At 68.1% G+C, this 24,796-nt stretch carries 21 protein-coding genes and 1 pseudogene; 10 read left to right on the forward strand and 12 right to left on the reverse strand.

Annotated elements, in window-relative coordinates:
- Nucleotides 1–11 precede the first annotated feature (11 nt).
- The 3 genes from HMPREF2886_RS01105 (at nt 12) to mtr (ending at nt 4,699) form a co-directional block, all read left to right on the forward strand.
- Nucleotides 12–1,427 carry an acetyl-CoA carboxylase biotin carboxylase subunit gene (locus tag HMPREF2886_RS01105; RefSeq protein ID WP_033973054.1) on the forward strand — a complete coding sequence of 472 codons (1,416 nt, stop codon included), beginning with the start codon at nt 12–14 and terminating at the stop codon, nt 1,425–1,427.
- Nucleotides 1,428–1,442: 15 nt separating this feature from the next.
- Entirely contained in the window at nt 1,443–3,266 is a 1,824-nt protein-coding gene (gene oadA, locus HMPREF2886_RS01110; protein ID WP_033978514.1) for a sodium-extruding oxaloacetate decarboxylase subunit alpha, read from the forward strand.
- A gap of 179 nt (nt 3,267–3,445) precedes the next feature.
- Complete coding sequence (gene mtr / locus HMPREF2886_RS01115; RefSeq protein WP_033973057.1) at nt 3,446–4,699, forward strand: tryptophan permease; 1,254 nt, start codon at nt 3,446–3,448, stop codon at nt 4,697–4,699.
- A 24-nt stretch (nt 4,700–4,723) separates the two neighbouring features.
- Here the strand turns inward: mtr and HMPREF2886_RS01120 are convergent, their stop codons facing one another.
- Nucleotides 4,724–5,398, reverse strand: a complete 675-nt coding sequence (locus HMPREF2886_RS01120) for a GNAT family N-acetyltransferase (RefSeq protein ID WP_033978515.1) — start codon at nt 5,396–5,398, stop codon at nt 4,724–4,726.
- A gap of 8 nt (nt 5,399–5,406) precedes the next feature.
- The gene (locus HMPREF2886_RS01125) at nt 5,407–5,856 is read right to left on the reverse strand and encodes a GNAT family N-acetyltransferase (RefSeq protein WP_070746619.1); all 450 of its coding nucleotides are present in this window, start codon (nt 5,854–5,856) and stop codon (nt 5,407–5,409) included.
- A gap of 127 nt (nt 5,857–5,983) precedes the next feature.
- Here HMPREF2886_RS01125 and HMPREF2886_RS01130 point away from each other — a divergent pair, with 127 nt between their 5' ends.
- Both HMPREF2886_RS01130 and HMPREF2886_RS01135 read left to right on the forward strand, forming a co-directional pair.
- Complete coding sequence (locus tag HMPREF2886_RS01130) at nt 5,984–7,426, forward strand: MocR-like pyridoxine biosynthesis transcription factor PdxR (RefSeq protein WP_070746621.1); 1,443 nt, start codon at nt 5,984–5,986, stop codon at nt 7,424–7,426.
- Between the two features lie 69 nt (nt 7,427–7,495).
- Nucleotides 7,496–8,710, forward strand: coding sequence for a YeeE/YedE family protein (locus tag HMPREF2886_RS01135; RefSeq protein ID WP_033973062.1), 1,215 nt, complete (start codon nt 7,496–7,498; stop codon nt 8,708–8,710).
- A gap of 363 nt (nt 8,711–9,073) precedes the next feature.
- Here HMPREF2886_RS01135 and aspA read toward each other — a convergent pair whose 3' ends face one another.
- Nucleotides 9,074–10,498 carry an aspartate ammonia-lyase gene (gene aspA, locus HMPREF2886_RS01140; RefSeq protein WP_003150612.1) on the reverse strand — a complete coding sequence of 475 codons (1,425 nt, stop codon included), beginning with the start codon at nt 10,496–10,498 and terminating at the stop codon, nt 9,074–9,076.
- Nucleotides 10,499–10,673: 175 nt separating this feature from the next.
- On the opposite strand from aspA, the gene HMPREF2886_RS01145 reads away from it, so the two are divergent.
- The gene (locus HMPREF2886_RS01145) at nt 10,674–11,582 is read left to right on the forward strand and encodes a LysR substrate-binding domain-containing protein (RefSeq protein ID WP_003096819.1); all 909 of its coding nucleotides are present in this window, start codon (nt 10,674–10,676) and stop codon (nt 11,580–11,582) included.
- Nucleotides 11,583–11,618: 36 nt separating this feature from the next.
- Here the strand turns inward: HMPREF2886_RS01145 and adhP are convergent, their stop codons facing one another.
- Nucleotides 11,619–12,647, reverse strand: a complete 1,029-nt coding sequence (adhP, locus tag HMPREF2886_RS01150) for an alcohol dehydrogenase AdhP (RefSeq protein WP_033973075.1) — start codon at nt 12,645–12,647, stop codon at nt 11,619–11,621.
- Between the two features lie 346 nt (nt 12,648–12,993).
- On the opposite strand from adhP, the gene purE reads away from it, so the two are divergent.
- The 4 genes from purE to HMPREF2886_RS01170 all read left to right on the forward strand — a co-directional run bounded on the left by purE (nt 12,994) and on the right by HMPREF2886_RS01170 (nt 15,568).
- Nucleotides 12,994–13,485, forward strand: coding sequence for a 5-(carboxyamino)imidazole ribonucleotide mutase (gene purE / locus HMPREF2886_RS01155; RefSeq protein ID WP_003106314.1), 492 nt, complete (start codon nt 12,994–12,996; stop codon nt 13,483–13,485).
- A gap of 30 nt (nt 13,486–13,515) precedes the next feature.
- Nucleotides 13,516–14,598, forward strand: a complete 1,083-nt coding sequence (locus tag HMPREF2886_RS01160; protein ID WP_033978519.1) for a 5-(carboxyamino)imidazole ribonucleotide synthase — start codon at nt 13,516–13,518, stop codon at nt 14,596–14,598.
- Between the two features lie 114 nt (nt 14,599–14,712).
- A complete protein-coding gene (locus HMPREF2886_RS01165) occupies nt 14,713–14,958 on the forward strand; it encodes a GlsB/YeaQ/YmgE family stress response membrane protein (protein ID WP_003096795.1) in 246 nt (81 codons plus the stop codon).
- 61 nt (nt 14,959–15,019) lie between these two features.
- Complete coding sequence (locus HMPREF2886_RS01170; RefSeq protein WP_033973077.1) at nt 15,020–15,568, forward strand: DUF3299 domain-containing protein; 549 nt, start codon at nt 15,020–15,022, stop codon at nt 15,566–15,568.
- A 65-nt stretch (nt 15,569–15,633) separates the two neighbouring features.
- Here the strand turns inward: HMPREF2886_RS01170 and HMPREF2886_RS01175 are convergent, their stop codons facing one another.
- The 8 genes and pseudogenes from HMPREF2886_RS01175 to glyA all read right to left on the reverse strand — a co-directional run.
- Nucleotides 15,634–16,590, reverse strand: coding sequence for a D-hexose-6-phosphate mutarotase (locus HMPREF2886_RS01175; RefSeq protein ID WP_016852274.1), 957 nt, complete (start codon nt 16,588–16,590; stop codon nt 15,634–15,636).
- An 83-nt stretch (nt 16,591–16,673) separates the two neighbouring features.
- Nucleotides 16,674–17,873, reverse strand: coding sequence for a formaldehyde dehydrogenase, glutathione-independent (gene fdhA / locus HMPREF2886_RS01180; protein ID WP_003096788.1), 1,200 nt, complete (start codon nt 17,871–17,873; stop codon nt 16,674–16,676).
- A 206-nt stretch (nt 17,874–18,079) separates the two neighbouring features.
- The gene (gene purU / locus HMPREF2886_RS01185; protein WP_033973080.1) at nt 18,080–18,937 is read right to left on the reverse strand and encodes a formyltetrahydrofolate deformylase; all 858 of its coding nucleotides are present in this window, start codon (nt 18,935–18,937) and stop codon (nt 18,080–18,082) included.
- Nucleotides 18,938–18,986: 49 nt separating this feature from the next.
- Nucleotides 18,987–19,622 (reverse strand): sarcosine oxidase subunit gamma, encoded by a 636-nt coding sequence (locus HMPREF2886_RS01190; RefSeq protein WP_070746623.1) that lies wholly within the window; start codon nt 19,620–19,622, stop codon nt 18,987–18,989.
- A 93-nt stretch (nt 19,623–19,715) separates the two neighbouring features.
- Entirely contained in the window at nt 19,716–22,733 is a 3,018-nt protein-coding gene (locus HMPREF2886_RS01195) for a sarcosine oxidase subunit alpha (RefSeq protein WP_070746625.1), read from the reverse strand.
- Entirely contained in the window at nt 22,730–23,050 is a 321-nt protein-coding gene (locus HMPREF2886_RS01200; protein ID WP_003096781.1) for a sarcosine oxidase subunit delta, read from the reverse strand. Before HMPREF2886_RS01200 ends, HMPREF2886_RS01195 begins: the two co-directional genes overlap by 4 nt.
- Nucleotides 23,051–23,143: 93 nt before the next feature.
- The gene (locus HMPREF2886_RS01205) at nt 23,144–24,394 is read right to left on the reverse strand and encodes a sarcosine oxidase subunit beta (RefSeq protein WP_003096779.1); all 1,251 of its coding nucleotides are present in this window, start codon (nt 24,392–24,394) and stop codon (nt 23,144–23,146) included.
- 86 nt (nt 24,395–24,480) lie between these two features.
- Nucleotides 24,481–24,796: pseudogene (gene glyA / locus HMPREF2886_RS01210) on the reverse strand (serine hydroxymethyltransferase); the annotation flags it as partial.

The raw sequence follows: 24,796 nt of genomic DNA on the forward strand, positions 1-24,796 counted from the left end.
GGGAGACCTCCGTGATCAAGAAGATCCTGATCGCCAACCGCGGCGAGATCGCCGTCCGCATCGTGCGCGCCTGCGCCGAGATGGGCATCCGCTCGGTGGCCGTCTACTCCGAGGCCGATCGCCACGCGCTGCACGTCAAGCGTGCCGACGAAGCCCACAGCATCGGCGCGGACCCGCTGGCCGGCTACCTCAACCCGCGCGCCCTGGTGAACCTGGCGGTGGAAAGCGGCTGCGACGCCCTGCATCCCGGCTATGGCTTCCTCTCGGAAAATGCCGAGCTGGCGGAAATCTGCGCCGAGCGCGGCATCAAGTTCATCGGCCCGTCGGCGCAAGTGATCCGCCGCATGGGCGACAAGACCGAAGCCCGCCGCAGCATGATCGCCGCCGGCGTGCCCTGCACCCCCGGCACCGAAGGCAATGTCGCCGACCTCGCCGAGGCCCTGCGCGAAGCCGAGCGGATCGGCTACCCGGTGATGCTCAAGGCCACCTCCGGCGGCGGCGGTCGCGGCATCCGTCGCTGCAACAGCCGCGAGGAACTGGAGCAGGCGTTCCCGCGGGTGATCTCCGAGGCGACCAAGGCCTTCGGCAGCGCCGAGGTATTCCTCGAGAAGTGCATCGTCAATCCCAAGCACATCGAGGCGCAGATCCTCGCCGATTCCTTCGGCAACACCGTGCACCTGTTCGAGCGCGACTGCTCGATCCAGCGCCGCAACCAGAAGCTCATCGAGATCGCCCCGAGCCCGCAGCTCACCCCCGAGCAGCGCGCCTACATCGGCGACCTGGCGGTGCGCGCGGCCAAGGCGGTGGGCTACGAGAACGCCGGCACCGTGGAGTTCCTGCTCGCCGACGGCGAGGTGTACTTCATGGAGATGAACACCCGGGTCCAGGTGGAGCACACCATCACCGAGGAAATCACCGGCATCGACGTGGTCCGCGAGCAGATCCGCATCGCTTCCGGGCTGGAGCTGTCGGTCAAGCAGGACGACATCGTCCATCGCGGCTACGCCCTGCAGTTCCGCATCAACGCCGAGGACCCGAAGAACAACTTCCTGCCCTCGTTCGGCAAGATCACCCGCTACTACGCCCCCGGCGGCCCCGGCGTGCGTACCGACACGGCGATCTACACCGGCTACACCATCCCGCCGTACTACGACTCGATGTGCCTGAAGCTGATCGTCTGGGCGCTGACCTGGGAAGAGGCCCTCGACCGCGGCCTGCGCGCCCTCGACGACATGCGCGTGCAGGGGGTCAAGACCACCGCGCCGTACTACCAGGAAATCCTCCGCAACCCGGAATTCCGCAGCGGCCAGTTCAACACCGGCTTCGTCGAAAGCCACCCGGAACTGACCCAGTACTCGATCAAGCGCAACCCGTCGCACCTGGCCATCGCCATCGCCACCGCTATCGCGGCCCACGCCGGCCTGTAAGGGAAGGAGCAGAACATGAGCAACACCATCCAAGCGAAGAAGACCGGCGTCACCGATACCATCCTGCGCGATGCCCACCAGTCGCTGCTGGCGACCCGCATGCGCACCGAGGACATGCTGCCGATCTGCGACAAGCTCGACCGCGTCGGCTACTGGTCGCTGGAAGTCTGGGGCGGCGCCACCTTCGACGCCTGCGTGCGCTTCCTCAAGGAAGACCCGTGGGAGCGCCTGCGCAAGCTCAAGGCGGCGCTGCCCAACACCCGCCTGCAGATGCTCCTGCGCGGGCAGAACCTGCTCGGCTACCGCCACTACAGCGACGATGTGGTGCGCGCCTTCGTGGCCAAGGCGGCGGTCAACGGCATCGACGTGTTCCGCATCTTCGACGCGATGAACGACGTGCGTAACCTGCGTGTCTCCATCGAGGCGGTGAAGGCCGCCGGCAAGCACGCCCAGGGCACCATCTGCTACACCACCAGCCCGGTTCACACCATCGAGGCCTTCGTCGCCCAAGGCAAGGCGATGGCCGACATGGGCGTCGACTCCATCGCCATCAAGGACATGGCCGGCCTGCTCACCCCCTATGCCACCGGCGACCTGGTCAAGGCCCTGAAGGACGCCCTGCCGCTGGACGTAGTGGTGCATTCCCATGACACCGCCGGTGTCGCCAGCATGTGCCAGCTCAAGGCCGTGGAAAACGGCGCCGACCGTATCGATACGGCGATCTCCAGCATGGCCTGGGGCACCAGCCACCCGGGCACCGAGTCTATGGTCGCGGCGCTGCGCGGCACCCCCTACGACACCGGCCTGGACCTGGAGCTGATCCAGGAGATCGGCATGTACTTCCACGCGGTGCGCAAGAAGTACCACCAGTTCGAGAGCGAATTCACCGGCGTGGATACCCGCGTGCAGGTCAACCAGGTGCCGGGCGGGATGATTTCCAACCTGGCCAACCAGCTCAAGGAGCAGGGCGCGCTGAACCGCATGGGCGAGGTGCTCGAGGAAATCCCGCGGGTCCGCGCCGACCTCGGTTTCCCGCCGCTGGTGACGCCGACTTCGCAGATCGTCGGCACCCAGGCGTTCTTCAACGTGCTCGCCGGCGAGCGCTACAAGACCATCACCAACGAAGTGAAGCTGTACCTGCAGGGCCGTTATGGCAAGGCCCCCGGAGAGGTCAACGAGCAACTGCGGCGCCAGGCCATCGGCAGCGAGGAAGTCATCGACGTGCGCCCGGCCGACCTGATCAAGCCGGAGCTGAACAAGCTGCGCAGCGAGATCGGCAGCCTGGCCAAGTCCGAGGAAGACGTACTCACCTACGCGATGTTCCCGGACATCGGGCGCAAGTTCCTCGAAGAGCGTGAGGCCGGCACCCTGAAGCCCGAGGAACTGCTGCCGATTCCCACCGGCAAGGGCGTCGCCGCCGCCGGCGCGGAAGGCACCCCGACCGAGTTCGTCATCGACGTGCACGGCGAGACCTACCGCGTCGACATCACCGGGGTCGGCGTGAAGAGCGACAACAAGCGGCACTTCTACCTGTCCATCGACGGCATGCCGGAAGAAGTGGTGTTCGAGCCGCTCAACGAATATGTCGCCGGCTCCGCCAGCGGCCGCAAGCATGCCAGCGAGCCGGGCCATGTCAGCACCACCATGCCGGGCAACATCGTCGACGTGCTGGTGAAGGAAGGCGATAGCGTCAAGGCCGGCCAGGCGGTGCTGATCACCGAGGCGATGAAGATGGAAACCGAGGTCCAGGCCGGCATCGCCGGTACGGTCAAGGCGATCCACGTGGCCAAGGGCGACCGGGTCAACCCGGGCGAGATCCTGATCGAGATTGCGGGCTGACCGCGACAGACGGTTAAAGTCCCTGGGGGAGCATGATGCTCCCCTTTTTTTATCGGCATCGGTTGCCGCGTTGGCCGCTGTTCGCCCTGCCAGGATGCGCCCGGCGCGCGCGCCGCCTAGAATGCCGCCTCTGCCCAACGGCGCGTCGCGCCGCAGGCGCTGACTATCGGGAAGTCCAGGTGTCGTCCTCTCCAGCTCAAACGCCCAGCCGCCGGCCCTCGCTGCTCGGCGGTTCGATGATCATCGCCGGCACCGCCGTCGGCGCCGGAATGTTCTCCCTGCCCATCGCCATGTCCGGCATCTGGTTCGGCTGGTCGGTGGCGGTGTTCCTGCTCACCTGGTTCTGCATGTTGCTGTCGGGGATGATGATCCTCGAGGCCAACCTCAACTACCCGGTGGGCTCGAGCTTCTCGACCATCACCCGCGACCTGCTCGGCCAGGGCTGGAACGTGGTCAACGGGCTGAGCATCGCCTTCGTCCTCTATATCCTCACCTATGCCTATATCTCCGGCGGCGGCTCGATCATCGGCTACACCCTGTCCAGCGGCCTCGGCGTGACCCTGCCGGAAAAGCTCGCCGGGCTGCTGTTCGCCCTGGCGGTAGCGCTGGTGGTGTGGTGGAGCACCCGCGCGGTGGACCGCATCACCACGCTGATGCTCGGCGGCATGATCATTACCTTCGGCCTCTCCATCAGCGGCCTGCTCGGGCGCATCCAGCCGGCGATCCTGTTCAACAGCGGCGAGCCGGACGCGGTCTACTGGCCCTACCTGCTGGCGACCCTGCCGTTCTGCCTGACTTCCTTCGGCTACCACGGCAACGTGCCGAGCCTGATGAAGTACTACGGCAAGGACCCGCAGCGGATCAGCCGTTCGCTGTGGATCGGCACCCTGATCGCCCTGGCCATCTACCTGCTGTGGCAGGCCAGCACCCTGGGCACCATCCCGCGCGAGCAGTTCAAGGGCATCATCGCCGGCGGCAGCAATGTCGGCACCCTGGTGGAATACCTGCACCGGATCACCGCGTCGGATTCGCTGAACGCGTTGCTCACCACCTTCTCCAACCTGGCGGTGGCCAGCTCCTTCCTCGGCGTGACCCTCGGCCTGTTCGACTACCTGGCCGACCTGTGCAGGTTCGACGACAGCCACGTCGGGCGCTTCAAGACCGCGTTGCTGACCTTCGTCCCACCGACCATCGGCGGGCTGCTGTTCCCCAACGGCTTCATCTACGCCATCGGTTTCGCCGGGCTGGCCGCGGCGTTCTGGGCGGTGATCGTCCCGGCGCTGATGGCGCGGGCCTCGCGCAAGCGCTTCGGCAGCCCGCTGTTCCGCGCCTGGGGCGGCACGCCGGCGATCGTGCTGGTGCTGCTGTTCGGCGTGGCCAACGCGGTCGCGCACATCCTGGCCAGCCTGCACTGGCTGCCGGAGTACCGTTGAGCGACCGCCAGGCCTGCCAGGAGACTAGTCGCGCAGCGCCTCCAGCGTCTGCCGCTGGTGGCCTTCGGCGTCGAAGTTGGAAGGATCGAGCCAGCGCTCGAACGCCGCCCGTCGCGCCGGCCATTCGCTGTCGAGCAGGGAGAACCAGGCGGTGTCGCGGTTGCGCTGCTTGACCACCATGTGCTGGCGGAAGGTGCCTTCGTAGGTGAAGCCCAGGCGCTCGGCGGCGCGCATCGAGCGGGCGTTGCCGGCATTGCACTTCCACTCCAGGCGGCGGTAGCCGAGGCGGCCGAGGGCGAGTTCGGCGAGCAGGTAGACCGCCTCGGTGGAGCCCGGTGTGCGCTGCATCGGCGCGCCGAAGGCGATATGGCCGATTTCGATGACGCCATCCTTCGGCGTGATCCGCAGGTAGCTGAGCAGGCCGACGGCGCGCTGCGTGCGCCGCTCGCGCACGGCAAAGAACAGCGGGTCGCGGCTGGCCGCCTGGCCGGCCAGCCAGGCGTCGAACGCCGTGCGCTCGGCGAACGGGCCGTAGGCCAGGTATTCCCACAGCAGCGGGTCGGCGCCAGGCCCTTGCAGGGCGTCCCACAGGTCGTCGCCGTGGCGTTGCGGGTCGAGCGGTTCGAGCTTGACGAAGCGGCCGTCGAGCGGGGCGTGGGGCGGAGTGGCGACGGGGCGCCAGTTCAAGGGTTCGCGCATGATGGGCCTCAGAGAATCCTGCGGTACTGGAGGAAACCGGACTTGTCGGCGATGCGCTCGTACAGCTTCATCGCGTCGCTGTTGCTCTCGTGGGTCAGCCAGTGCACCCGCGAACAGCCAGCGGTGCCGGCCTCGGCGTAGACATGCTCGATCAGCCGGCGTCCTATGCCTTCGCCGCGCAGGCCCTCGGCGACGAACAGGTCCTGCAGGTAGCAGTAGTCGCCGACGGTCCAGCAGGAGCGGTGGTAGATCCAGTGCACCAGGCCCACGGCGCGCTCGTCGAGCCAGGCGAGGGCGGCATTCATCGGTTCGTCGGCGTCGAGGAAGCGCTGCCAGGTGGCGTCGCTGGTAGCGGCGGCGATCTCGGTCTTGTAGAAGCGCTGGTAGCCCTCCCACAGCGGCAGCCAGGCGGCGCGGTCGGCGGCGCCGACGGGGCGAATCTGCAGGGGTGTGCTCATGGCTCGGTTCCATGTCCGGGTGAAGGTGCCTCCAGACTAGGCCGGGAAATGGTCCGCTAGAAGATCCATTGCTGGTCAATTCTACAGGTCCAATCCACACTGGCGCTTTCTTTCCTCCGAGACCGCCATGGCCACCGTACTGCCCTTCGATGCCGCCGGTATCCACCTCGATCCCGCCCAGGGCCTGGCCCGCCAGCTCTACGCCGCGCTGCGCGAACGGATCCTCGACGGCCGCCTCGGCAGCCGCACGCGGATGCCCGCCAGCCGCGAGCTGGCCCAGGCCCTGAAGGTCTCGCGCAACACCGTGGTGCGGGCCTATGAACAGTTGCATGCCGAGGGCTATATCGACGGGCGCACTGGCGACGGCACCTACGTTGCCGAGTTGCAGGAAATCCCGGGCAGGGCCCCTGCCGTCGCCCCGAGCGCTCCCGCGCCACGCGGCCCGGCGGCCCTGGCGCCGCCGCCGGAAGGCGCGCCGCGAGCGTTCCGCGTCGGCGTGCCGGCCTTCGACCTGTTCCCCTTCGACACCTGGGCGCGGCTACAGGCGCGCTTCTGGCGCAACCCGCCGGCGGACTGCCTGGGCTACGGCGACCCGGCCGGCGAGGCGCGCCTGCGCGAACTGATCGCCGCCTATCTGCGCAGCGCGCGCGGCCTGCGCTGCGAGGCGGAACAGGTGATCGTCACCCATGGCGCGCAGCAGGCCATCCGCCTGTGCGCCCAGGTGTTGCTCGAGAACGGCGATCCAGTGGCTGTGGAAAACCCCGGCTACCGCGCGGCGCGCCTGGCCTTCGCCGCGACCGGCGCGGTACCGCACGGGATCGACATCGACGCCGAGGGCCTGCGCAGCGACCGGCTCGCGGGCATTGCCGGCTGCCGCCTGGCCTATGTCACGCCGTCGCACCAGTACCCCACCGGCGTTACCCTTTCGCTGGCGCGGCGCCTGGAGTTGCTGGAGTGGGCCGAGCGCGCCGACGGCTGGATCGTCGAGGACGACTACGACGGCGAGTATCGCTACAGCGGTACGCCGCTGGCGCCGCTGGCCGCGCTGGACCGACAGGGCCGGGTGCTCTACGTCGGGACCTTCTGCAAGATCGCCTTCCCGGCGTTGCGCCTGGGCTACCTGGTGGTCCCGCCGGCGCTGGTGGAGCGCTTCCGCCAGCGCCGAGCCATCGAGGTGCGCCATTCGGAGGTGGGCACCCAGCGGGTCATGGCCGACTTCATCGCCGAGGGGCATTTCCAGCGCCACGTCCGCCGCATGCGCCGCGCCGCCCGCGCCCGCCGCGACGCCTTGCTGCGGGGCTGGCCAGAGGCGCCGGGCTGCCAGCCGTTGCCGGCGGTGGAGGCGGGGCTGCACCTGTGCGTGCGGGTCGACAGCCTGGCGCGGGAGCGGGCCCTGATCGCCGCGGCGGCAGCCGTCGGGGTGGAAGTCAGCGCCCTGAGCGACTACTGGATGGACGACTCAAGCGTGGCGCCGGACGACCGCGCGGGCCTGGTGCTGGGCTTCGCGGCAGTACCCGAGGCGCGTATCGACGAGGCGCTGCGGGCGTTGCGCAGGGCCTGGCGGCGGTAGGCCCCGGTTGGACCCGTCGTCGCGACTGACTAGAATGCCCCCGGATCACCCTCGCGCCCAGGAGTAGCCATGAGTGTCGCCCTTTCCGCCGCGCCCGAGCGCAAGCTCGCCGCCCCCCTGATCGCCTTCGCCCTGCTGGTGCTCGGCGGGCTGTTCCTGTTCAACGCGGTCAGTGCGCGCCAGGCCATCCTCTTCATCGTCGGCGGCGCCCTGGGCCTGACCCTCTACCACGCCGCCTTCGGCTTCACCTCCGCCTGGCGGGTATTCATCCGCGAACGGCGCGGCGCCGGGCTGCGCGCGCAGATGGTGATGCTGGCGGTGGCGGTGCTGCTGTTCTTCCCGGCGCTGGCGGCGGGCAGCCTGTTCGGCCAGCCGGTGAGCGGTTTCGTCTCGCCGGTCGGCACTTCGGTGATCGTCGGCGCCTTCATTTTCGGCATCGGCATGCAACTGGGCGGCGGCTGCGCCTCCGGCACCCTGTTCACCGTCGGCGGCGGCAACGCGCGGATGCTGGTGACCCTGCTGTTCTTCATCCTCGGCTCGCTGATCGCCACCCAGCATGTCGGCTGGTGGTTCGCCCTGCCGTCGCTGCCGCCGATCTCGCTGGTCGCCGAATTGGGCCTGGCACCGGCGCTGGTGTTGAGCCTGGCGGTGTTCATCGGCATCGCCGGGGTCACGGTACGCATGGAGAAGGCCCGCCACGGCACCCTGGAAACCCCGTCGAGCGCCGAATGGCGCGGCTGGCGGCGCTTCCTCCGCGGCCCCTGGCCGCTGGTCTGGGGCGCGCTGGCGCTGGCGCTGCTCAACTTCCTCACCCTGTACCTCGCCGGACGCCCCTGGGGCATCACGTCGGCCTTCGCCCTGTGGGGCGCGAAGATCGCCCAGGGCGTGGGCCTGGACGTCGGCGCCTGGGCCTTCTGGCAGACGCCGGCGAACGCCAAGGCGCTGGCCGCGCCGCTGTGGGAAGACATCACCAGCGTGATGGACATCGGCATCGTCCTCGGCGCGCTGCTCGCCGCCGGCCTGGCCGGACGCTTCGCGCCGAACCTGGACATCCCGCGCCGTTCGCTGGCGGCGGCGGTGATCGGCGGGCTGCTGCTCGGCTACGGCGCGCGCCTGGCCTATGGCTGCAACATCGGCGCGTATTTCAGCGGGATCGCGTCCGGCAGCCTGCATGGCTGGTTGTGGTTGGTGGCGGCGTTTGCCGGCAACAGCGTCGGGGTACGAGTGCTGAGGCCTTATTTCTTCCCGGAGGAGCGGCGGGAGCAAGGGTTGACGGGGTGTTGAGAGGGGATATGCCTTCGTAGGACGTATGACGCGGACGTTATCCACAGGTGAGCGCAGCCATGCAACACCTCGGCAACGGGGAAGATCTGCGGGCCGTCTGTGAGCGGGGAAAAAAGAAGGGACACCGCAGGTCGCCGTGTCCCTCAGAGTGTAGAGAGGGAAAGTTGGTATCCCTCTCGACCGGTGAGCGTGGCGCCGCGGCTGGGCCGGGGCGCCGGGTATAAAAGAAGGGATGAAGGGTATCCATCCCTAAAGGTCGAGGGGGTAGTACTCCCCCTCTACCGGTGAGCCTTCTTCGATCGGCTGCGCTGCGGCCCGGCTGCATCGACAGCCGGACCTGGGCGCGCTCGATCTCGTATCGGATCAGGCGCGCAGCGGAATCAGGCGCGGCGCGATCATGTTTTCCGGCAGCAGGATGTCGGCCAGGGTGGCTTCGTCCAGCAGCTTTTCCTCGCGTACCAGTTCCAGTACGCCGCGGCCGGTCTCCAGTGCGGTCTTGGCGATCCGCGTGGAATTCTCGTAGCCGATGTACGGGTTCAGCGCGGTGACCAGGCCGATGCTGTGCTCGACCAGTTCGTGGCAACGCTCGACGTTGGCGGTGATGCCGGTGATGCAGTGCTCGCGGAGCATGTCCATGGCGCGTTGCAGCAGGCGGATCGAGTCGAAGATCTTGTAGGCGATCAGCGGTTCCATCACGTTCAGTTGCAACTGGCCGCCTTCGGCCGCCAGGGTCAGGGCGAGGTCGTTGCCGATCACTTCGAAGGCGACCTGGTTGACCGCCTCCGGGATCACCGGGTTGACCTTGCCCGGCATGATCGAACTGCCCGGCTGGCGCGGCGGCAGATTGATCTCGTTGATGCCGGTGCGCGGGCCGCTGGAGAGCAGGCGCAGGTCGTTGCAGATCTTCGACAGCTTGACCGCGGTGCGCTTGAGCATGCCGGAGAACAGCACGAAGGCACCCATGTCGGAGGTGGCTTCGATCAGGTCGGCGGCCGGCTTCAGCGGCTGCCCGCTGATGGCGGCCAGGCGCTCGACGGCGAGCTTCTGGTAGCCGGGGTCGGCGTTGATGCCGGTGCCGATGGCGGTGCCGCCGAGGTTCACTTCGGTGAGCAGCTCCGGCGCCAGGCGACGCAGGCGGTCGAGGTCTTCGCCGAGGGTGGTGGCGAAAGCGTGGAATTCCTGGCCGAGGGTCATCGGCACGGCGTCCTGCAACTGGGTGCGGCCCATCTTCAGTACGCCGGCGAACTCGACGCCCTTGGCGGCGAAGGCCTGGATCAGGCTGTCGAGGCTGGCCAGCAGGGTGTCGTGGCCGAGCAGCAGGCCCAGGCGGATGGCGGTCGGGTAGGCGTCGTTGGTCGACTGCGCCATGTTCACATCGTTGTTCGGGTGCAGGTACTTGTACTCGCCCTTGGTATGGCCCATGGCTTCCAGCGCGATGTTCGCGATCACTTCGTTCGCGTTCATGTTGGTGGAGGTGCCGGCGCCGCCCTGGATCATGTCCACTACGAACTGCTCGTGGAAATCGCCGCGGATCAGGCGGGCGCAGGCCTCGCTGATGGCGGCGTGCTTGTCTTCCGGGAGATGGCCGAGCTGACGGTTGGCGTCGGCGGCGGCCTGCTTGACCATGGCCAGGGCAACGACCAGCTTCGGGTAGTGCGACAGCGGCACGCCGGAGAGGCGGAAGTTGTTCACGGCGCGCAGGGTCTGGATGCCATAGTAGGCGTCAGCGGGCACTTCGAGGGTGCCGAGCAGGTCTTTCTCGATACGGGAAGATGCAACGGGGGACATGACGGGATTTGTCTCAGAGGGACACGGCCAGTGCCGCGATGCCCACTAGACTAAGGATGTGACGATTTCGTGGCCAATGCTGTTAAACGCTGCCTCATGCACAAACGGCATAATGTTGGATGTGACGCTGGTATGATGGCGGACGTGTCGTCGCATTACCGGAGCCTTTCCCGTCGTGAACCTCGAACTGAAGTGGCTGGAGGATTTCATCGCCCTGGCCGGCACCCGCAGCTTTTCCCAGGCGGCGGAGAAGCGCTTCGTCACCCAGCCGGCCTTCAGCCGGCGCATCCGCAGCCTGGAGGACGCCCTCGGCCTGACCCTGGTGAATCGCCAGCGCACGCCGGTGGAACTGACCGAGGCCGGGCAGCTGTTCCTGGTCACCGCGCGCAGCGTGGTCGAGCAGCTCGGCCAGGTGGTGCGCCACCTGCACCACCTGGAAGGTGGGCAGGGCGAGGTGCTGCAGTTCGCCGCCGCCCACTCGCTGGCGCTGGGCTTCTTCCCGCAGTGGATCGCGCGACTGCGCAACGAGGGGTTGAACATCGCCAGCCGGCTGATCGCCACCAACGTCGGCGAGGCGGTGCATTCCCTGCGCGAGGGTAGCTGCGACCTGATGCTGGCGTTCTACGACCCTGACGCCGCGTTGCAGATGGATCCGGAGATCTTCCCCTCGCTGCACCTGGGGCGCACCGAGATGCTGCCGGTCTGCGCGGTGAACGCCGAGGGCCAGCCGCTGTTCGACCTGGAGAACGGTCAGAGCGTGCCGCTGCTCGCCTACAGCGCCAGCGCCTTCCTCGGTCGCGGGGTCAACCTGCTGCTGCGCCAGCGCAACCTGCGCTACACCACGGTCTACGAGACGGCGATGGCCGACAGCCTGAAGAGCATGGCGCTGCAAGGCATGGGCGTGGCCTGGGTGCCACGGCTGAGCGTGGTCAACGAACTGGAGCGCGGCGAGCTGGCGATCTGTGGCGGGCCGCAATGGTTCGTGCCGCAGGAAATCCGCCTGTACCGCTGCGCGCTGGTGCGCAAGGCGGCGATCCGCCTGCTCTGGCGCAAGCTGGAAGGCGGGCTGGGCAGCGTCGAGTAGACAGGCAAGGGCGGCGCCGGGGCGCCGCCCCGCAGGTCACATCTCGAGGACGATGCGCCCCTCGATCTGCCCGGCGCGCATCTGGTCGAGGATCTGGTTGATGTCATCCAGCTTGCCCGGATGGATGGTCGCCTTGACCAGGCCCTCGCCGGCGAAGTCCAGGGCTTCCTGAAGGTCCGCGCGGGTGCCGACGATGGAGCCGGCGATATGCAGGCCCTTGAGCACCACGTCGAAGATCGGCGTCGGGAAGTCGCCCGGCGGCAGGCCGACCAGGGCGATGGTGCCGCCGCGGCGGGCCATGCCGATGGCCTGGCCGAAGGCGCTGTTGGATACCGCGGTGACCAGCACGCCATGGGCGCCGCCGATGTCGCGCTGGAGCGCCTCCGCCGGGTCTTCCTGCCGGGCGTTGAGCGTCAGGCTGGCACCGAGCTTGCGCGCCAGTTCCAGCTTGGCGTCGTCGATGTCGATGGCGGCGACGTGCAGGCCCATGGCCCTGGCGTACTGCACGGCGACGTGGCCAAGGCCGCCGATGCCGGAGATCGCCACCCACTGGCCGGGGCGCGCGTTGGTCTGCTTGAGCCCCTTGTAGACGGTGACGCCGGCGCAGAGGATCGGCGCGATTTCAGCGAACTCGACGTTTTTCGGCAGGATTCCGACGTAGCTCGGGTCGGCCAATACGTATTCGGCATAGCCGCCGTTCACCGAGTAGCCGGTGTTCTGCTGGCTCTCGCAGAGGGTCTCCCAGCCGGTCAGGCAGTGCTCGCAGCAGCCGCAGGCGGTGTACAGCCAGGGGATGCCGACCCGGTCGCCTTCCTTCACCCGGGTCACTCCGCTGCCCACCGCAGCGACGTAGCCGACCCCCTCGTGACCGGGAATGAACGGCAACGGCGGCTTCACCGGCCAGTCGCCCTCGGCGGCGTGCAGGTCGGTGTGGCAGACGCCGGAGGCTTCGATCTTCACCAGTACCTGGCCGGGGCCGGGCAGCGGAACCTTGACTTCCTCGATCCGCAGCGGCGCGCCGTAGGCGTGCACGACCGCGGCTTTCATGGTCTGTGGCAGGGTCATGGTCATCTCCTTGGACGGGGCTGAGCGCCCGTCACGGGCCTTTGACGGGCACCGCGACAGGCTGCGGAACCGGCGCGGCCGCCGCTCACCCGGAGCGTGCCGCGACAACCAGTCTGGCCGCTCGTGGCAGGCGCGCATTGAGTTGCGGCAAGTTTCCCGGCACAGCGCGAAAAAACGGGACGGACGGTAGCCCCCGGCGCGCGCCCGGCCTGCCTTTGCGGTATACTGCGCCGCCTTCGAACCGGCACTGCCCGCCGGCTCGGCCCAGTACAAGCCACGCCCCTCGACGAAGCGTGGCTTGTTGGTTTCTGACGCGCCGGACGGCGCATTTGAGAGAGGCACGACGATGAGCGCACTGGTTGGCGTGATCATGGGTTCCAAATCGGACTGGAGCACCCTCAGTCACACCGCGGACATGCTGGACAAGCTGGGCATCCCCTACGAAGTGAAGGTGGTTTCCGCCCACCGCACCCCGGACCTGCTCTTCCAGTACGCCGAGGAAGCCGAAGGCCGCGGCCTCGAAGTGATCATCGCCGGCGCTGGCGGCGCCGCCCACCTGCCGGGCATGTGCGCGGCCAAGACCCACCTGCCGGTGCTCGGCGTGCCGGTACAGTCGTCGATGCTGTCGGGCGTCGACTCGCTGCTCTCCATCGTGCAGATGCCCGCCGGCGTGCCGGTCGCTACCCTGGCCATCGGCAAGGCCGGCGCGGTCAACGCGGCGCTGCTCTCGGCGAGCATCCTCGGCGCCAAGCACCCGCAGTACCACGAGGCGCTGAAGCAGTTCCGCGCCAACCAGACCGAAACCGTGCTGGACAATCCCGACCCGCGCGATGCGTGAGACAGGCTCTGAGAAGGTAAGGCTCGAACCATGAAAATCGGTGTCATCGGTGGCGGCCAGCTGGGCCGCATGCTGGCCCTGGCGGGAACCCCGCTGGGCATGAACTTCGCTTTCCTCGACCCGGCGCCGGACGCCTGCGCGGCCTCCCTGGGCGAGCACATCCGTGCCGACTACGGCGACCAGGAGCACCTGCGGCAACTGGCCGACGAGGTCGATCTGGTGACCTTCGAGTTCGAGAGCGTGCCGGCGGAAACCGTGGCCTTCCTCTCCCAGTTCGTGCCGGTCTACCCGAACGCCGAGTCGCTGCGCATCGCCCGCGACCGCTGGTTCGAGAAGTCGATGTTCAAGGACCTCGGCATTCCCACTCCGGACTTCGCCGACGTCCAGTCCCAGGCCGACCTCGATGCCGCCGCAGCCGCCATCGGCCTGCCGGCGGTGCTCAAGACCCGCACCCTGGGCTACGACGGCAAGGGCCAGAAGGTCCTGCGCCAGCCGGCCGACGTGCAGGGCGCGTTCGCCGAACTAGGCAGCGTGCCGTGCATCCTCGAGGGCTTCGTGCCGTTCACCGGGGAAGTGTCGCTGGTGGCGGTGCGCGCCCGCGATGGCGAGACGCGTTTCTACCCGCTGGTGCACAACACCCACCACAGCGGCATCCTCAAGCTCTCCGTGGCCAGCAGCGGGCATCCGTTGCAGGCGCTGGCCGAGGACTACGTCGGCCGCGTGCTGGCCCGGCTCGACTACGTCGGCGTGCTGGCCTTCGAGTTCTTCGAGGTGGACGGTGGCCTGAAGGCCAACGAGATCGCCCCGCGCGTGCACAACTCCGGGCACTGGACCATCGAAGGCGCCGAGTGCAGCCAGTTCGAGAACCACCTGCGCGCCGTCGCCGGCCTGCCGCTGGGCTCGACCGCCAAGGTCGGCGAGAGCGCGATGCTCAATTTCATCGGCGCGGTCCCCCCGGTGGCTCAGGTGGTCGCCGTCGCCGACTGCCACCTGCATCACTACGGCAAGGCCTTCAAGAACGGCCGCAAGGTCGGCCACGCCACCCTGCGTTGTGCCGACCGGGCGACGCTGCAGGCGCGCATCGCCGAGGTCGAGGCGCTGATCGAGGCGTGAGCGATTGTCGCCCGCCCATCCTTGGGTTGGCGGGCGGCACTGAACCCAAGGCTTTTCTACACTGTCCCATGGCAGGCGCAATACATGCGCATACACCCGTAAGGAGGGACTGTCATGGGATTAATCGGAACCATCATCGTCGGACTGATCGTTGGTCTCGTTGCACGCTTTCTGAAGCCAGGTGACGACAGCATGGGCTGGATCATGACCATCCTGCTCGGCATCGGCGGTTCGCTGCTGGCCACCTATGGCGGCCAGGCGATCGGCTTCTACCAGGCTGGCCAGGCGGCCGGTTTCATCGGCGCGGTGGTCGGCGCCGTCGTACTGCTGGTCATTTACGGCCTGATCAAGAAGAATTGATGGCTCTGGCCGGCCCCCGCGGGGGCCGGCGTTTCCTCACTTCGCCGGTATTCCCGCCATCATGCGCCGCTTCCCGTTCGCCCGCCTGTTGCTGCTCGCCCTGTTGTCCTCACCCCTGGCCCACGCCGAACTGCCCGAGACCGACTGGCTGGAACTGATGCCGCCGGCCGACCGCAAGGCGTTGGAAGAAATGCCCGACATCGTCCATGACACCCCGGAGGCCGCCGGCACCTTCACCAGCAAGGGTGGCCTGAAGCAGTCGGACCGGAAGATGCCGGCGGTGATGTATTCGGCCAAGACCGTCGCCAGCCTGGATGGCAAGGCGATCCGCCTCGGCGGCTACCCGGTGCCGCTGGAGAACGACGCCAAGGGCCGCGTCACCGAATTCTTCCTGGTGCCCTATCCGGGCGCTTGTATCCATGTGCCGCCGCCGCCGCCGAACCAGATCGTCCTGGTGCGTTATCCACAGGGGCTGAAGCTGACCGATATCTACACCCCGCTGTGGGTCAGCGGCACGCTGGAGATCGAGCAGGTGAGCAATGACCTGGCCGATGCCGCCTACGCCATCGACAAGGCGCGGGTGAAGGTGGTGGAGGAAGCGGACCTGTAGGGCCGGCACCTGCGCAACGGCCCATGGCGGACGATGCGAGCCGCCCCGTCCGCTCGCCGACCCGCTCAGGGTCGTTTCAGCGGCTCGCTCCAGATCTGCACGCCAAAGCTTTCGCTGCGCCCGGGGGCGACCACCATGAGGTCGTCCCAGACCCGCCCGGTCTCGATGCAGAGCATCTGCTGCCAGGCGTCGTCGGCGAACTGCGAGAGACGCCGGGACTTGTCCACCCAGGGGTTCCAGACCACCGCCGAGCGCGAGTCGAGGGCGTGCAGGTGGATGCTGCGTTCCCAGCGCGGGTCCTTGATCAGCAGGTCGCGTTCGAGACCGAGGTAGATGCGGTCCAGTTCGCCCTTGACCCGTACCGCGCCGTGCTGGGTGCGTTCTTCCCAGTTCTCCAGGGTCTCGATGTAGCGCGCGCCTTCCAGGCCCTCGATGGCGATCTCGCGGCTGTCGCTGACCGCGAAGTAGGTGTGCAGTGCCTGGCTGAGCACCAGCGGCTTGCTGCCGAGGTTCTCGCTGGTGAGTCGCAGGGTCAGGCGCTCGCCGAAGCGGAACAGCATGCGCAGCGCCGCCGGGTGCGGCCAGCCGGGGAGGCCATCGGGGGCGTCGAGGCGGAAGCTGACGCAGAGGTCGCCGTCCTCCTCGGCGATGTCGTCGATTTCCCAATCGACCGCCCGGACCAGTCCGTGGGCGGGCGCCTTCAGCCCATCTTCCACCTGGCCGCGGACTTCCTGCGGGTTGCGTTCCAGCGGACCGAACCACGGCCAGCACACCGGCACGCCGCCGCGAACCGACTGCCCGCGCCGGTAGCCGGCCTCGTCGCTGAGCCAGACCAGCGGCGGCTGTTCGTGGGGCTGGTAGCTGAGCAGTTGCGCGCCCTGCTGGGCGATCAGCGCCTCGCCATGGGCGGTGTGGATGCGCCAGCAGGCCAGGTCGTCGACCTGTACCTGTTCGACGCGGTTGATCGGGCTATCGGTGCTCATGGCGGTCTCCGGGACGCGAATGGATGGCAGCAGTATCACCGATCCATTTTATCGCCGGCAGTTCCCCCGGATAGCACCAACGACGACGCGGCCCGTGGGCCGCGTCGGTTGTTGCCGGAGGTTCAGGCCGCGCGGAACAGGTTGTGCGGGTCGATGACGAATTTCTTCGGCACCCCGGCGTCGAACTCGCCGTAGCCTTTCGGCGCATCGTCGAGGGTGATGACTTCCACCCCGACGATGTCGGCGATCTTGATCCGGTCCCACATGATCGCCTGCATCAGTTGGCGGTTGTACTTCATCACCGGGGTCTGGCCGGTATGGAAGCTGTGCGACTTGGCCCAGCCCAGGCCGAAGCGGATGCTCAGGGCGCCGTGCTTGGCGGCCGCGTCCACCGCGCCCGGGTCTTCGGTGACATACAGGCCGGGGATGCCGATCTTGCCGGCGACCCGGGTGATGCCCATCAGCGAGTTGAGCACGGTGGCCGGGGCTTCCTGCTGCGAGCCCGAATGGCCGTGGCCGCGCGCCTCGAAACCGACCGCGTCGACCGCGCAGTCGACCTCCGGCTCGCCCAGCAGAGCGGCGATCTGTTCGTGCAGCGGGGTGTCCTTGGACAGGTCGGCGATCTCGAAGCCCTGTTTCTTGGCGTGGGCCAGGCGGGTCGGGTTGACGTCGCCGACGATCACCACCGCCGCGCCGAGCAGGCGTGCCGAGGCCGCCGCGGCCAGGCCGACCGGACCGGCGCCGGCGATGTAGACCGTGCTGCCCGGGCCGACGCCGGCGGTGACCGCGCCGTGGTAGCCGGTGGGGAGAATGTCCGAGAGGCAGGTCAGGTCGCGGATCTTCTCCATCGCCGCTTCGCGGTTGGGCAGTTTCAGCAGGTTGAAGTCGGCGTAGGGCACCAGCACGTATTCGGCCTGGCCGCCGACCCAGCCACCCATGTCGACGTAGCCGTAGGCGCCGCCGGCCCGCGCCGGATTGACCGTCAGGCAGACGCCGGTGTGCTGTTCCTTGCAGGTACGGCAGTGGCCGCAGGCGACGTTGAACGGTACCGAGACCAGGTCGCCGATCTTCATGGTTTCCACGCCACGCCCGATCTCCACCACCTCGCCGGTGATCTCGTGGCCCAGCACCAGGCCTTCCGGCGCGGTGGTGCGGCCGCGCACCATGTGCTGGTCGGAGCCGCAGATGTTGGTGGAGACCACCCGCAGGATCACCCCGTGGTCGATCTGCCGACCCTGCGGGTCCTGCATCTTCGGATAGGGAATGTTCTGCACCTCGACCTTGCCCGGGCCGAGATAGACCACACCACGATTGCCAGACATACGCGTTTCCTCTTTGTCGTTGTGGGTACAAATGCGCGGCGTCCACGGCCGCGCGGCTTTGCACTGGAAAGTCGTCTGTTGCGCGACAGGGCCGGAGAATGCTGGCAGCCGGCGGGCTGTCGGTGTTGCTCGGGACGCGAAGCCGTGCGAGGCGCCCCTCTCCCTGGCCCTCTTCCTTCAGCGAGGGTTGGGGAGAGAGGGCGCGCTTACAGCACCACGGTCCGATTGGCGTTGAGGAATACCCTCCGCTCGATGTGGTAGCCCACCGCCCGCGCCAGGGTCAGGCACTCGATGTCGCGGCCCTTGGCGATCAGGTCCTCGGGGTAGTGGGCGTGGTCGACCGTCTCGACGCCCTGGGCGATGATCGGCCCTTCGTCGAGGTCGTTGTTGATGTAGTGGGCGGTGGCGCCGACCAGCTTCACGCCCTTCTGGTAGGCCTGGTGGTACGGCTTGGCGCCCTTGAAGCCGGGCAGCAGGGAGTGATGGATGTTGATCGCCCAGCCGTCCAGGCGCCGGCACAGTTCCGGCGACAGCACCTGCATGTAGCGAGCGAGGATCACCAACTCGGCGCCGCTCTCTTCGAGCACCTGCCAGACCCTGGCTTCCTGGGCCGGCTTGTCGTTCGGGTCGAGCGGGAAGTGGTGGTAGGGAATGCCGTGCCAGCGCGCCAGCGGCTCCAGGTCCGGGTGATTGGAAATCACCGCCACCACGTCCATCGGCAACTGGCCGATGCGCTGGCGGTAGAGCAGGTCGTTCAGGCAGTGGTCGGCCTTGGAAACCATGATCGCCACCTTGCTGCGGTAGCCCGGCGCGGTCAGCTCGGTACGCATGCCGAACGGCGCCACCCGTTCGGCCAGTCCGGCGCGGAAGGAAGCTTCGTCGAAGCCGTCTCCGGCGCGGAACTCCACGCGGATGAAGAAGCGTTGCGCCAGGCGGTCGTCGAACGAGTGGTGCTCGGTGACGTAGCAGCGCTGCTCGAAGAGGTAGCGCGTCACCACGTCGACGGTGCCCAGCAGGCTGGGACTGTCGGCGGTGAGGATCCAGGTATCGGGGGTACGGCTCATCGCGAGGCTCCGGGTCCGGTATCCCCTCTCGGGGAGAGGGGGAGGCTGCTCATGCCGCTACCTGCAGGCCGTATTCGGCGCTGGCGTCCTGCAACCAGAGCCAGAAGTAGTCGGCGAAGCTGCGGCGCACGACCAGCTCCCAGGTGTCCTCGCCGGTATGGCGGATCACGCATTGCGACTTGGCGAAGATGCTGCCGACCGCCTTGCCCACCGGGAAGTTGCTCGGATGCACGTCGTAGCTGGTGGATTTCATCAGCAGTTCGCGGACCTTCGCTCCACTCAGTTCGAGCAGCGTCTGCCCGCCGCTGACGTTGACCACGGCGTAGTGCAGCTCCTCGCCCAGGGCCTGGCGCAGGCGCTGCTCGACGGCGTATTCCTCGCCGCCGGGGACGATCAGCAACCATTCGTCCGGGGCCAGCCATTGCAGCGAGGTCTCGCCGCTGGCGACCAGGGTCAGGGCCACCGGCAGCTCCAGGCCGAGGGCCTGGTGCACGGCGGCGGCGAAGGCCGGGTCGGTGGCATCGCCGCGCAGCACCAGGTGGCCGAGCAGCTTCTTCTCGCGCAGGACGATACCGGCCTTCGCGGCGGTCTTGCCGGCGAGCTTGTGCAGCTCGGCATGGTGCAGCGGCGATTCGGCGTGGACGCCGGGTTCGGGGCGTTGCTGGTAGACGTTTGCCTTGCTCATTCATTTTCACCTTGGGGCGCCGCGCGCCCTGGTAGCCTGTCTGCCTTCTCCCTTCGGGGAGAGGGCCGGGGAGAGGAGCGCATCCCTCTCCGGTCAATCCACGTTCTGCCGCTCCCCTTTCGGGTCGTAGAACACCGAGGAACAGATCTCCGCCTCGATGAAGCGGCCGTCCGCCAGCGGCGCGTAGACCTTCTGGCCCATGCGCTTGAGGCCGCCTTTCACCACCGCCAGGGCGAAGCCGTGGCCGAGGCTGGCGCTCATGTAGCTGGAGGTGACGTGGCCGACCATCTTCATCGGGATCGCCTGCTGGGTGTCGAACACCAGTTGCGCGCCTTCGGGCAGTACCTCCTGCGGGTTGCTCGGCCTGAGTCCGACCAGTTGCTTGCGATCCTCGCGCAGGCAGTCGGTGCGGTTCATGCCGCGCCAGCCGATCCAGGAGAACGGCTTGCTGCGGCCCACCGCCCAGCCCATGTTGAGATCGTCCGGAGTGACCGAGGCATCGGTGTCCTGGCCGACGATGATGAAGCCCTTCTCGGCGCGCAGGACGTGCATGGTCTCGGTGCCGTAGGGCGTCAGGCCGTACTTCGCGCCGTGCTCGGCGAGCGCTTCGAGCACGCCCATGGCGTAGTCGGCCTGGACGTTCACCTCGTAGCTCAGCTCGCCGGTGAAGGAGATGCGGAACACCCGGGCCGGCACCCCGGCGACCTTGCCCTCCTTCCAGGTCATGAAGGGGAAGGCATCCTTGTCCAGGTCGATGTCGGTGACTTCGGCGAGCAGCTTGCGGCTGTTCGGGCCGGACAGGGTGAGGGTCGCGTAGTGGTCGGTGACCGAGGTGAAGTACACCTTCAGTTCCGGCCATTCGGTCTGGTGGTACAGCTCCAGCCACTCCAGTACGCGGGCGGCGCCGCCGGTGGTGGTGGTCATGACGAAGTGGTTGTCGGCCAGGCAGGCGGTCACGCCGTCGTCGAAGACCATCCCGTCTTCCTTGCACATCAGGCCGTAGCGCGCCTTGCCGACGTCGAGCTTGGTCCAGGCGTTGGTGTAGACCCGGTTGAGGAAGTCCCGCGCGTCCGGGCCCTGGATATCGATCTTGCCCAGGGTCGAGGCGTCGAGCAGGCCGACCGCCTCGCGCACCGCGCGGCATTCGCGGGCCACGGCGGCGTGCATGTCCTCGCCGCGGCGCGGGAAGTACCACGGCCGCTTCCACTGGCCGACGTCTTCGAACTCGGCGCCGTTCTTCACATGCCAGGCGTGCAGGGCGGTGAAGCGCACCGGTTCGAACAGGTGCCCGCAGTGGCGGCCGGCGACGGCGCCGAAGGTCACCGGGGTGTAGTTCGGGCGGAACATGGTGGTACCGGTGTCGGCGATGCTCTTGCCCTGGGCCCGCGCGGCGATCGCCAGGCCGTTGATGTTGCCCAGCTTGCCCTGGTCGGTGCCGAAGCCCAGCGCGGTATAGCGCTTGACGTGCTCGATGGACTCGAAGCCCTCGCGGCAGGCCAGTTCGATGGCGGCGGCGGTGACGTCGTTCTGCGGATCGACGAACTGCTTCGGTGCGCGTGCCGTGGGCTTCTCGTGGGGCACCTGGAACAGCGCGACGGGCGCTTCCTCGCGGCGCGGCTGGACCTTCGGCAGGCTGCCGGCGGCGGTCTTGTAGCCGGCGTCGAGGGCGGCGCGGCTCCCGGCCTGGTAGCCGTCGGCGAGCACCTCGGCGAGCCCGAACACGCCGTTCACGGCGCCGGCGCAGATGCGCTTCTGCAGGCCTTCGCCGGGGACGAAGGCGAGGATTTCCTCGCGCCATTCCGGCTTGCCGCCCAGGTGCGAGGCCAGGTGCACGACCGGGCTGTAGCCGCCGGAGCTGGCGATCAGGTCGCAGTCCAGCCATTCGCCGCCGCTGGCGCGCATGGCCTGCAGGTCGATCCGGGCGACCTTGGCGCCGCTGACCCGCTTGCCGCCGCGCGCCTCGATCACCGAACTGCCAGTGATCACCCGCATACCGCGTTGGCGTGCTTCCTCGACCCACTCGCCGCGCGGATTGGCCCGGGCGTCGGCGATGGCCACCACTTGCAGGCCGGCTTCCTGCCAGTCGAGGGCGACGCGGTAGGCGTAGTCGTTGTTGGTGGCCAGCACCAGTTTCTTGCCCGGTGCCACGCCGTAGCGCCGTACATAGGTGGAAACCGCGCCGGCGAGCATGTTGCCGGGCAGGTCGTTGTTGCCGTAGACCAGCGGCCGCTCATGGGCGCCGGCGGCCAGTACCACGCGCTTGGCGCGCACGCGGTGCACGCGCTGGCGGACCTGGCCGAGCGGGGCGACCTCGCCGAGGTGGTCGGTGCGCCGCTCGTGGATGGTGAGGAAATTGTGGTCGTGGTAGCCGTTGACCGTGGAGCGCGGTAGCAGGATGACTTCCGGCAGGCCTTGCAGCTCGGCCACGGCGTCCGCGACCCATTCGGCGGCGGGCTTGCCGTCGAGGGTCTCGCGGGTGTCCAGCAGGCTGCCGCCGAACTCTTCCTGCTCGTCGGCGAGGATCACCCGCGCGCCGCTGCGAGCGGCGGCGAGGGCGGCGGCCAGGCCGGCCGGGCCGGCGCCGACCACCAGCACGTCGCAGTGGTGGTTCATCCAGTCGTAGCTGTCCGGATCGACCTCGGTCGGCGCGCGGCCCAGGCCGGCGGCCTTGCGGATGTACTTCTCGTAGGTCATCCACATCGACTGCGGGTACATGAAGGTCTTGTAGTAGAAACCGGGCGGCATCAGCTTGCCGCCGACCTTGCCGAAGATTCCCATCAGGTCGTTCTGCACGTTCGGCCAGCCGTTGGTGCTGGTGGCCACCAGGCCGCCGTAGAGAGCCTGCTGGGTGGCGCGCACGTTGGGGACCTGGGTGGCTTCGCGGGAGCCGATCTGCAGGATCGCGTTGGGCTCCTCGGCGCCGGCGGCGACGATGCCGCGCGCCCGCGAGTACTTGAAGCTGCGGCCGACGATGTCGACGCCGTTGGCCAGCAGCGCGGCGGCCAGGGTGTCGCCGGCATAGCCCTGGTAGTGCTGGCCGTTGAAGCTGAAGGTCAGCGGGCGGTTGCGGTCGATGCGGCCGCCGCTGGACAGGCGATTGATCTGGCTCATGCCGGTTCCCCTTGTACGGCGGGTTTCTTCTCACCGTCGGCGACGACGCTGGGCTGCTCGCCGATCAGGTAGGTCTCGAGGATCTCGTAGGTCACCGTATGGCGGGTGACGTTGAAGTACTTGCGGCAGCCGGCGGCGTGCACCCACAGCTCGTGATGGAGGCCGCGCGGGTTGTCGCGGAAGAACATGTAGTCGCCCCATTCCTCGTCGCTGCAGGCGTTCGGGTCGAGCGGGCGCGGGATGTGGGCCTGACCCTTGGCGTGGAATTCCTCTTCGGAACGCAGTTCGCCGCAATGGGGGCAGAAGATATTCAGCATTTTGTAGCCTCCGGAAACTGTTCTTGCCGGTTGACCGGCACCCTCTCCCTGAAGGGCGAGGGGCAGCGGATTTCGCCCTTCGGGCGGCTTTTGTCAGTGCGCCACTGCCGCCGCGCCGTGCTCGTCGATCAGCGCACCGCTGTGGAAGCGTTCGATGGAGAAGGGCGCGGCCAGCGGATGCGGTTCGCCCTTGGCCAGGGTGGCGGCGAAGACGTTTCCGGAGCCGGGAGTGGCCTTGAAGCCGCCGGTGCCCCAGCCGCAGTTGAAGAACAGGTTCTGCACCGGAGTCTTGCCGATGATCGGGCAGGCGTCCGGGGTGGTGTCGACGATGCCGCCCCACTGGCGGTTCATGCGTACCCGCGAGAGCACCGGGAACATCTCGACGATGGCTTGCAGGGTGTGCTCGATCACCGGGTACGAGCCGCGCTGGCCGTAGCCGTTGTAGCCGTCGATGCCGGCGCCGATGACCAGGTCGCCCTTGTCCGACTGGCTGATGTAGCCATGCACGGCGTTGGACATGATCACGCTGTCGATGATCGGCTTCAGCGGCTCGGAGACCAGCGCCTGCAACGGGTGCGATTCCAGCGGCAGGCGGAAGCCGGCGAGCCTGGCCATGTGCCCGGAGTTGCCGGCGGTGACCACGCCGACACGACGCGCGCCGATGAAGCCGCGGTTGGTCTCGACGCCGATCACCGCGCCGTCCTGCTTGCGGAAGCCGGTGACTTCGGTCTGCTGGATCAGGTCCACGCCGAGGGCATCGGCGGCGCGGGCGAAGCCCCAGGCCACCGCGTCATGGCGGGCGACGCCGCCGCGACGCTGGATGGTCGCGCCCATGATCGGGTAGCGGGTGTTCTTGCTGCAGTCCAGGTAGGGAATCTCCTCCGCCACCTGCTGCGCGTTCAACAGTTCGCCGTCGACGCCGTTGAGGCGGTTGGCGCTGACCCGGCGCTCGCCGTCGCGCATGTCCTGGAGGGTGTGGCAGAGATTGTAGACCCCGCGCTGGGAGAACATCACGTTGTAGTTGAGGTCCTGGGACAGGCCCTCCCACAGCTTCATCGCGTGTTCGTAGAGCAGCGCGGACTCGTCCCACAGGTAGTTGGAGCGCACGATGGTGGTGTTGCGCGCGGTGTTGCCGCCGCCCAGCCAACCTTTCTCGACCACCGCCACGTTGCTGATGCCGTGTTCCTTGGCCAGGTAGTAGGCGGTGGCCAGGCCGTGCCCGCCGCCGCCGACGATGACCACGTCGTAGACCGGCTTCGGCGTGGGCGTGCGCCACATGCGTTGCCAGTTCTCGTGATGGCTCAGTGAATGCTTTAACAGGCCGAAGCCGGAGTAGCGTTGCATGTGGATGCTCCTGAACTGTTGCTCCCTCTCCCGCGGAGAGGGTTGGGCCGGGGCGCGTCGGGCTCCCCGACCGTCTTCGGGGGGGCTCAGCGATAGACCGGGAAGTCCGTGCAGAGACCGGCGACCTGGGTGGCGACCTTGGCCTCCACGTCGGCATCGCCGAGGTGGTCGAGGATGTCGCAGATCCAGCCGGCCAGCTCGCGGCTCTGCGCTTCCTGCAGCCCGCGGGTGGTGATGGCCGGGGTGCCGATGCGGATGCCGGAGGTGACGAACGGGCTCTGCGGATCGTTCGGCACGGCGTTCTTGTTCACCGTGATGCCGACCCGGCCGAGGGCGGCGTCGGCTTCCTTGCCGGTCAGGCCCTGGCGCACCAGGCTGATCAGCATCAGGTGGTTGTCGGTG

The sequence above is a fragment of the Pseudomonas sp. HMSC066A08 genome (genome assembly GCF_001813025.1).
In the GTDB taxonomy this organism is placed as follows: Bacteria; Pseudomonadota; Gammaproteobacteria; order Pseudomonadales; family Pseudomonadaceae; genus Pseudomonas; species Pseudomonas aeruginosa.

What these genes read in the sequence shown, in the direction of transcription:
- HMPREF2886_RS01160 (WP_033978519.1), top strand. Translation starts at nt 13,516, where the DNA reads ATGAAAATCGGTGTCATCGGTGGCGGCCAGCTGGGCCGCATGCTGGCC.
- fdhA (WP_003096788.1), bottom strand. Translation starts at nt 17,873, where the DNA reads ATGTCTGGCAATCGTGGTGTGGTCTATCTCGGCCCGGGCAAGGTCGAG.
- adhP (WP_033973075.1), bottom strand. Translation starts at nt 12,647, where the DNA reads ATGACCCTGCCACAGACCATGAAAGCCGCGGTCGTGCACGCCTACGGC.
- HMPREF2886_RS01195 (WP_070746625.1), bottom strand. Translation starts at nt 22,733, where the DNA reads ATGAGCCAGATCAATCGCCTGTCCAGCGGCGGCCGCATCGACCGCAAC.
- HMPREF2886_RS01135 (WP_033973062.1), top strand. Translation starts at nt 7,496, where the DNA reads ATGAGTGTCGCCCTTTCCGCCGCGCCCGAGCGCAAGCTCGCCGCCCCC.
- purE (WP_003106314.1), top strand. Translation starts at nt 12,994, where the DNA reads ATGAGCGCACTGGTTGGCGTGATCATGGGTTCCAAATCGGACTGGAGC.
- HMPREF2886_RS01200 (WP_003096781.1), bottom strand. Translation starts at nt 23,050, where the DNA reads ATGCTGAATATCTTCTGCCCCCATTGCGGCGAACTGCGTTCCGAAGAG.
- purU (WP_033973080.1), bottom strand. Translation starts at nt 18,937, where the DNA reads ATGAGCCGTACCCCCGATACCTGGATCCTCACCGCCGACAGTCCCAGC.
- HMPREF2886_RS01170 (WP_033973077.1), top strand. Translation starts at nt 15,020, where the DNA reads ATGCGCCGCTTCCCGTTCGCCCGCCTGTTGCTGCTCGCCCTGTTGTCC.
- HMPREF2886_RS01125 (WP_070746619.1), bottom strand. Translation starts at nt 5,856, where the DNA reads ATGAGCACACCCCTGCAGATTCGCCCCGTCGGCGCCGCCGACCGCGCC.
- HMPREF2886_RS01120 (WP_033978515.1), bottom strand. Translation starts at nt 5,398, where the DNA reads ATGCGCGAACCCTTGAACTGGCGCCCCGTCGCCACTCCGCCCCACGCC.
- HMPREF2886_RS01130 (WP_070746621.1), top strand. Translation starts at nt 5,984, where the DNA reads ATGGCCACCGTACTGCCCTTCGATGCCGCCGGTATCCACCTCGATCCC.
- HMPREF2886_RS01205 (WP_003096779.1), bottom strand. Translation starts at nt 24,394, where the DNA reads ATGCAACGCTACTCCGGCTTCGGCCTGTTAAAGCATTCACTGAGCCAT.
- HMPREF2886_RS01190 (WP_070746623.1), bottom strand. Translation starts at nt 19,622, where the DNA reads ATGAGCAAGGCAAACGTCTACCAGCAACGCCCCGAACCCGGCGTCCAC.
- oadA (WP_033978514.1), top strand. Translation starts at nt 1,443, where the DNA reads ATGAGCAACACCATCCAAGCGAAGAAGACCGGCGTCACCGATACCATC.
- HMPREF2886_RS01165 (WP_003096795.1), top strand. Translation starts at nt 14,713, where the DNA reads ATGGGATTAATCGGAACCATCATCGTCGGACTGATCGTTGGTCTCGTT.
- aspA (WP_003150612.1), bottom strand. Translation starts at nt 10,498, where the DNA reads ATGTCCCCCGTTGCATCTTCCCGTATCGAGAAAGACCTGCTCGGCACC.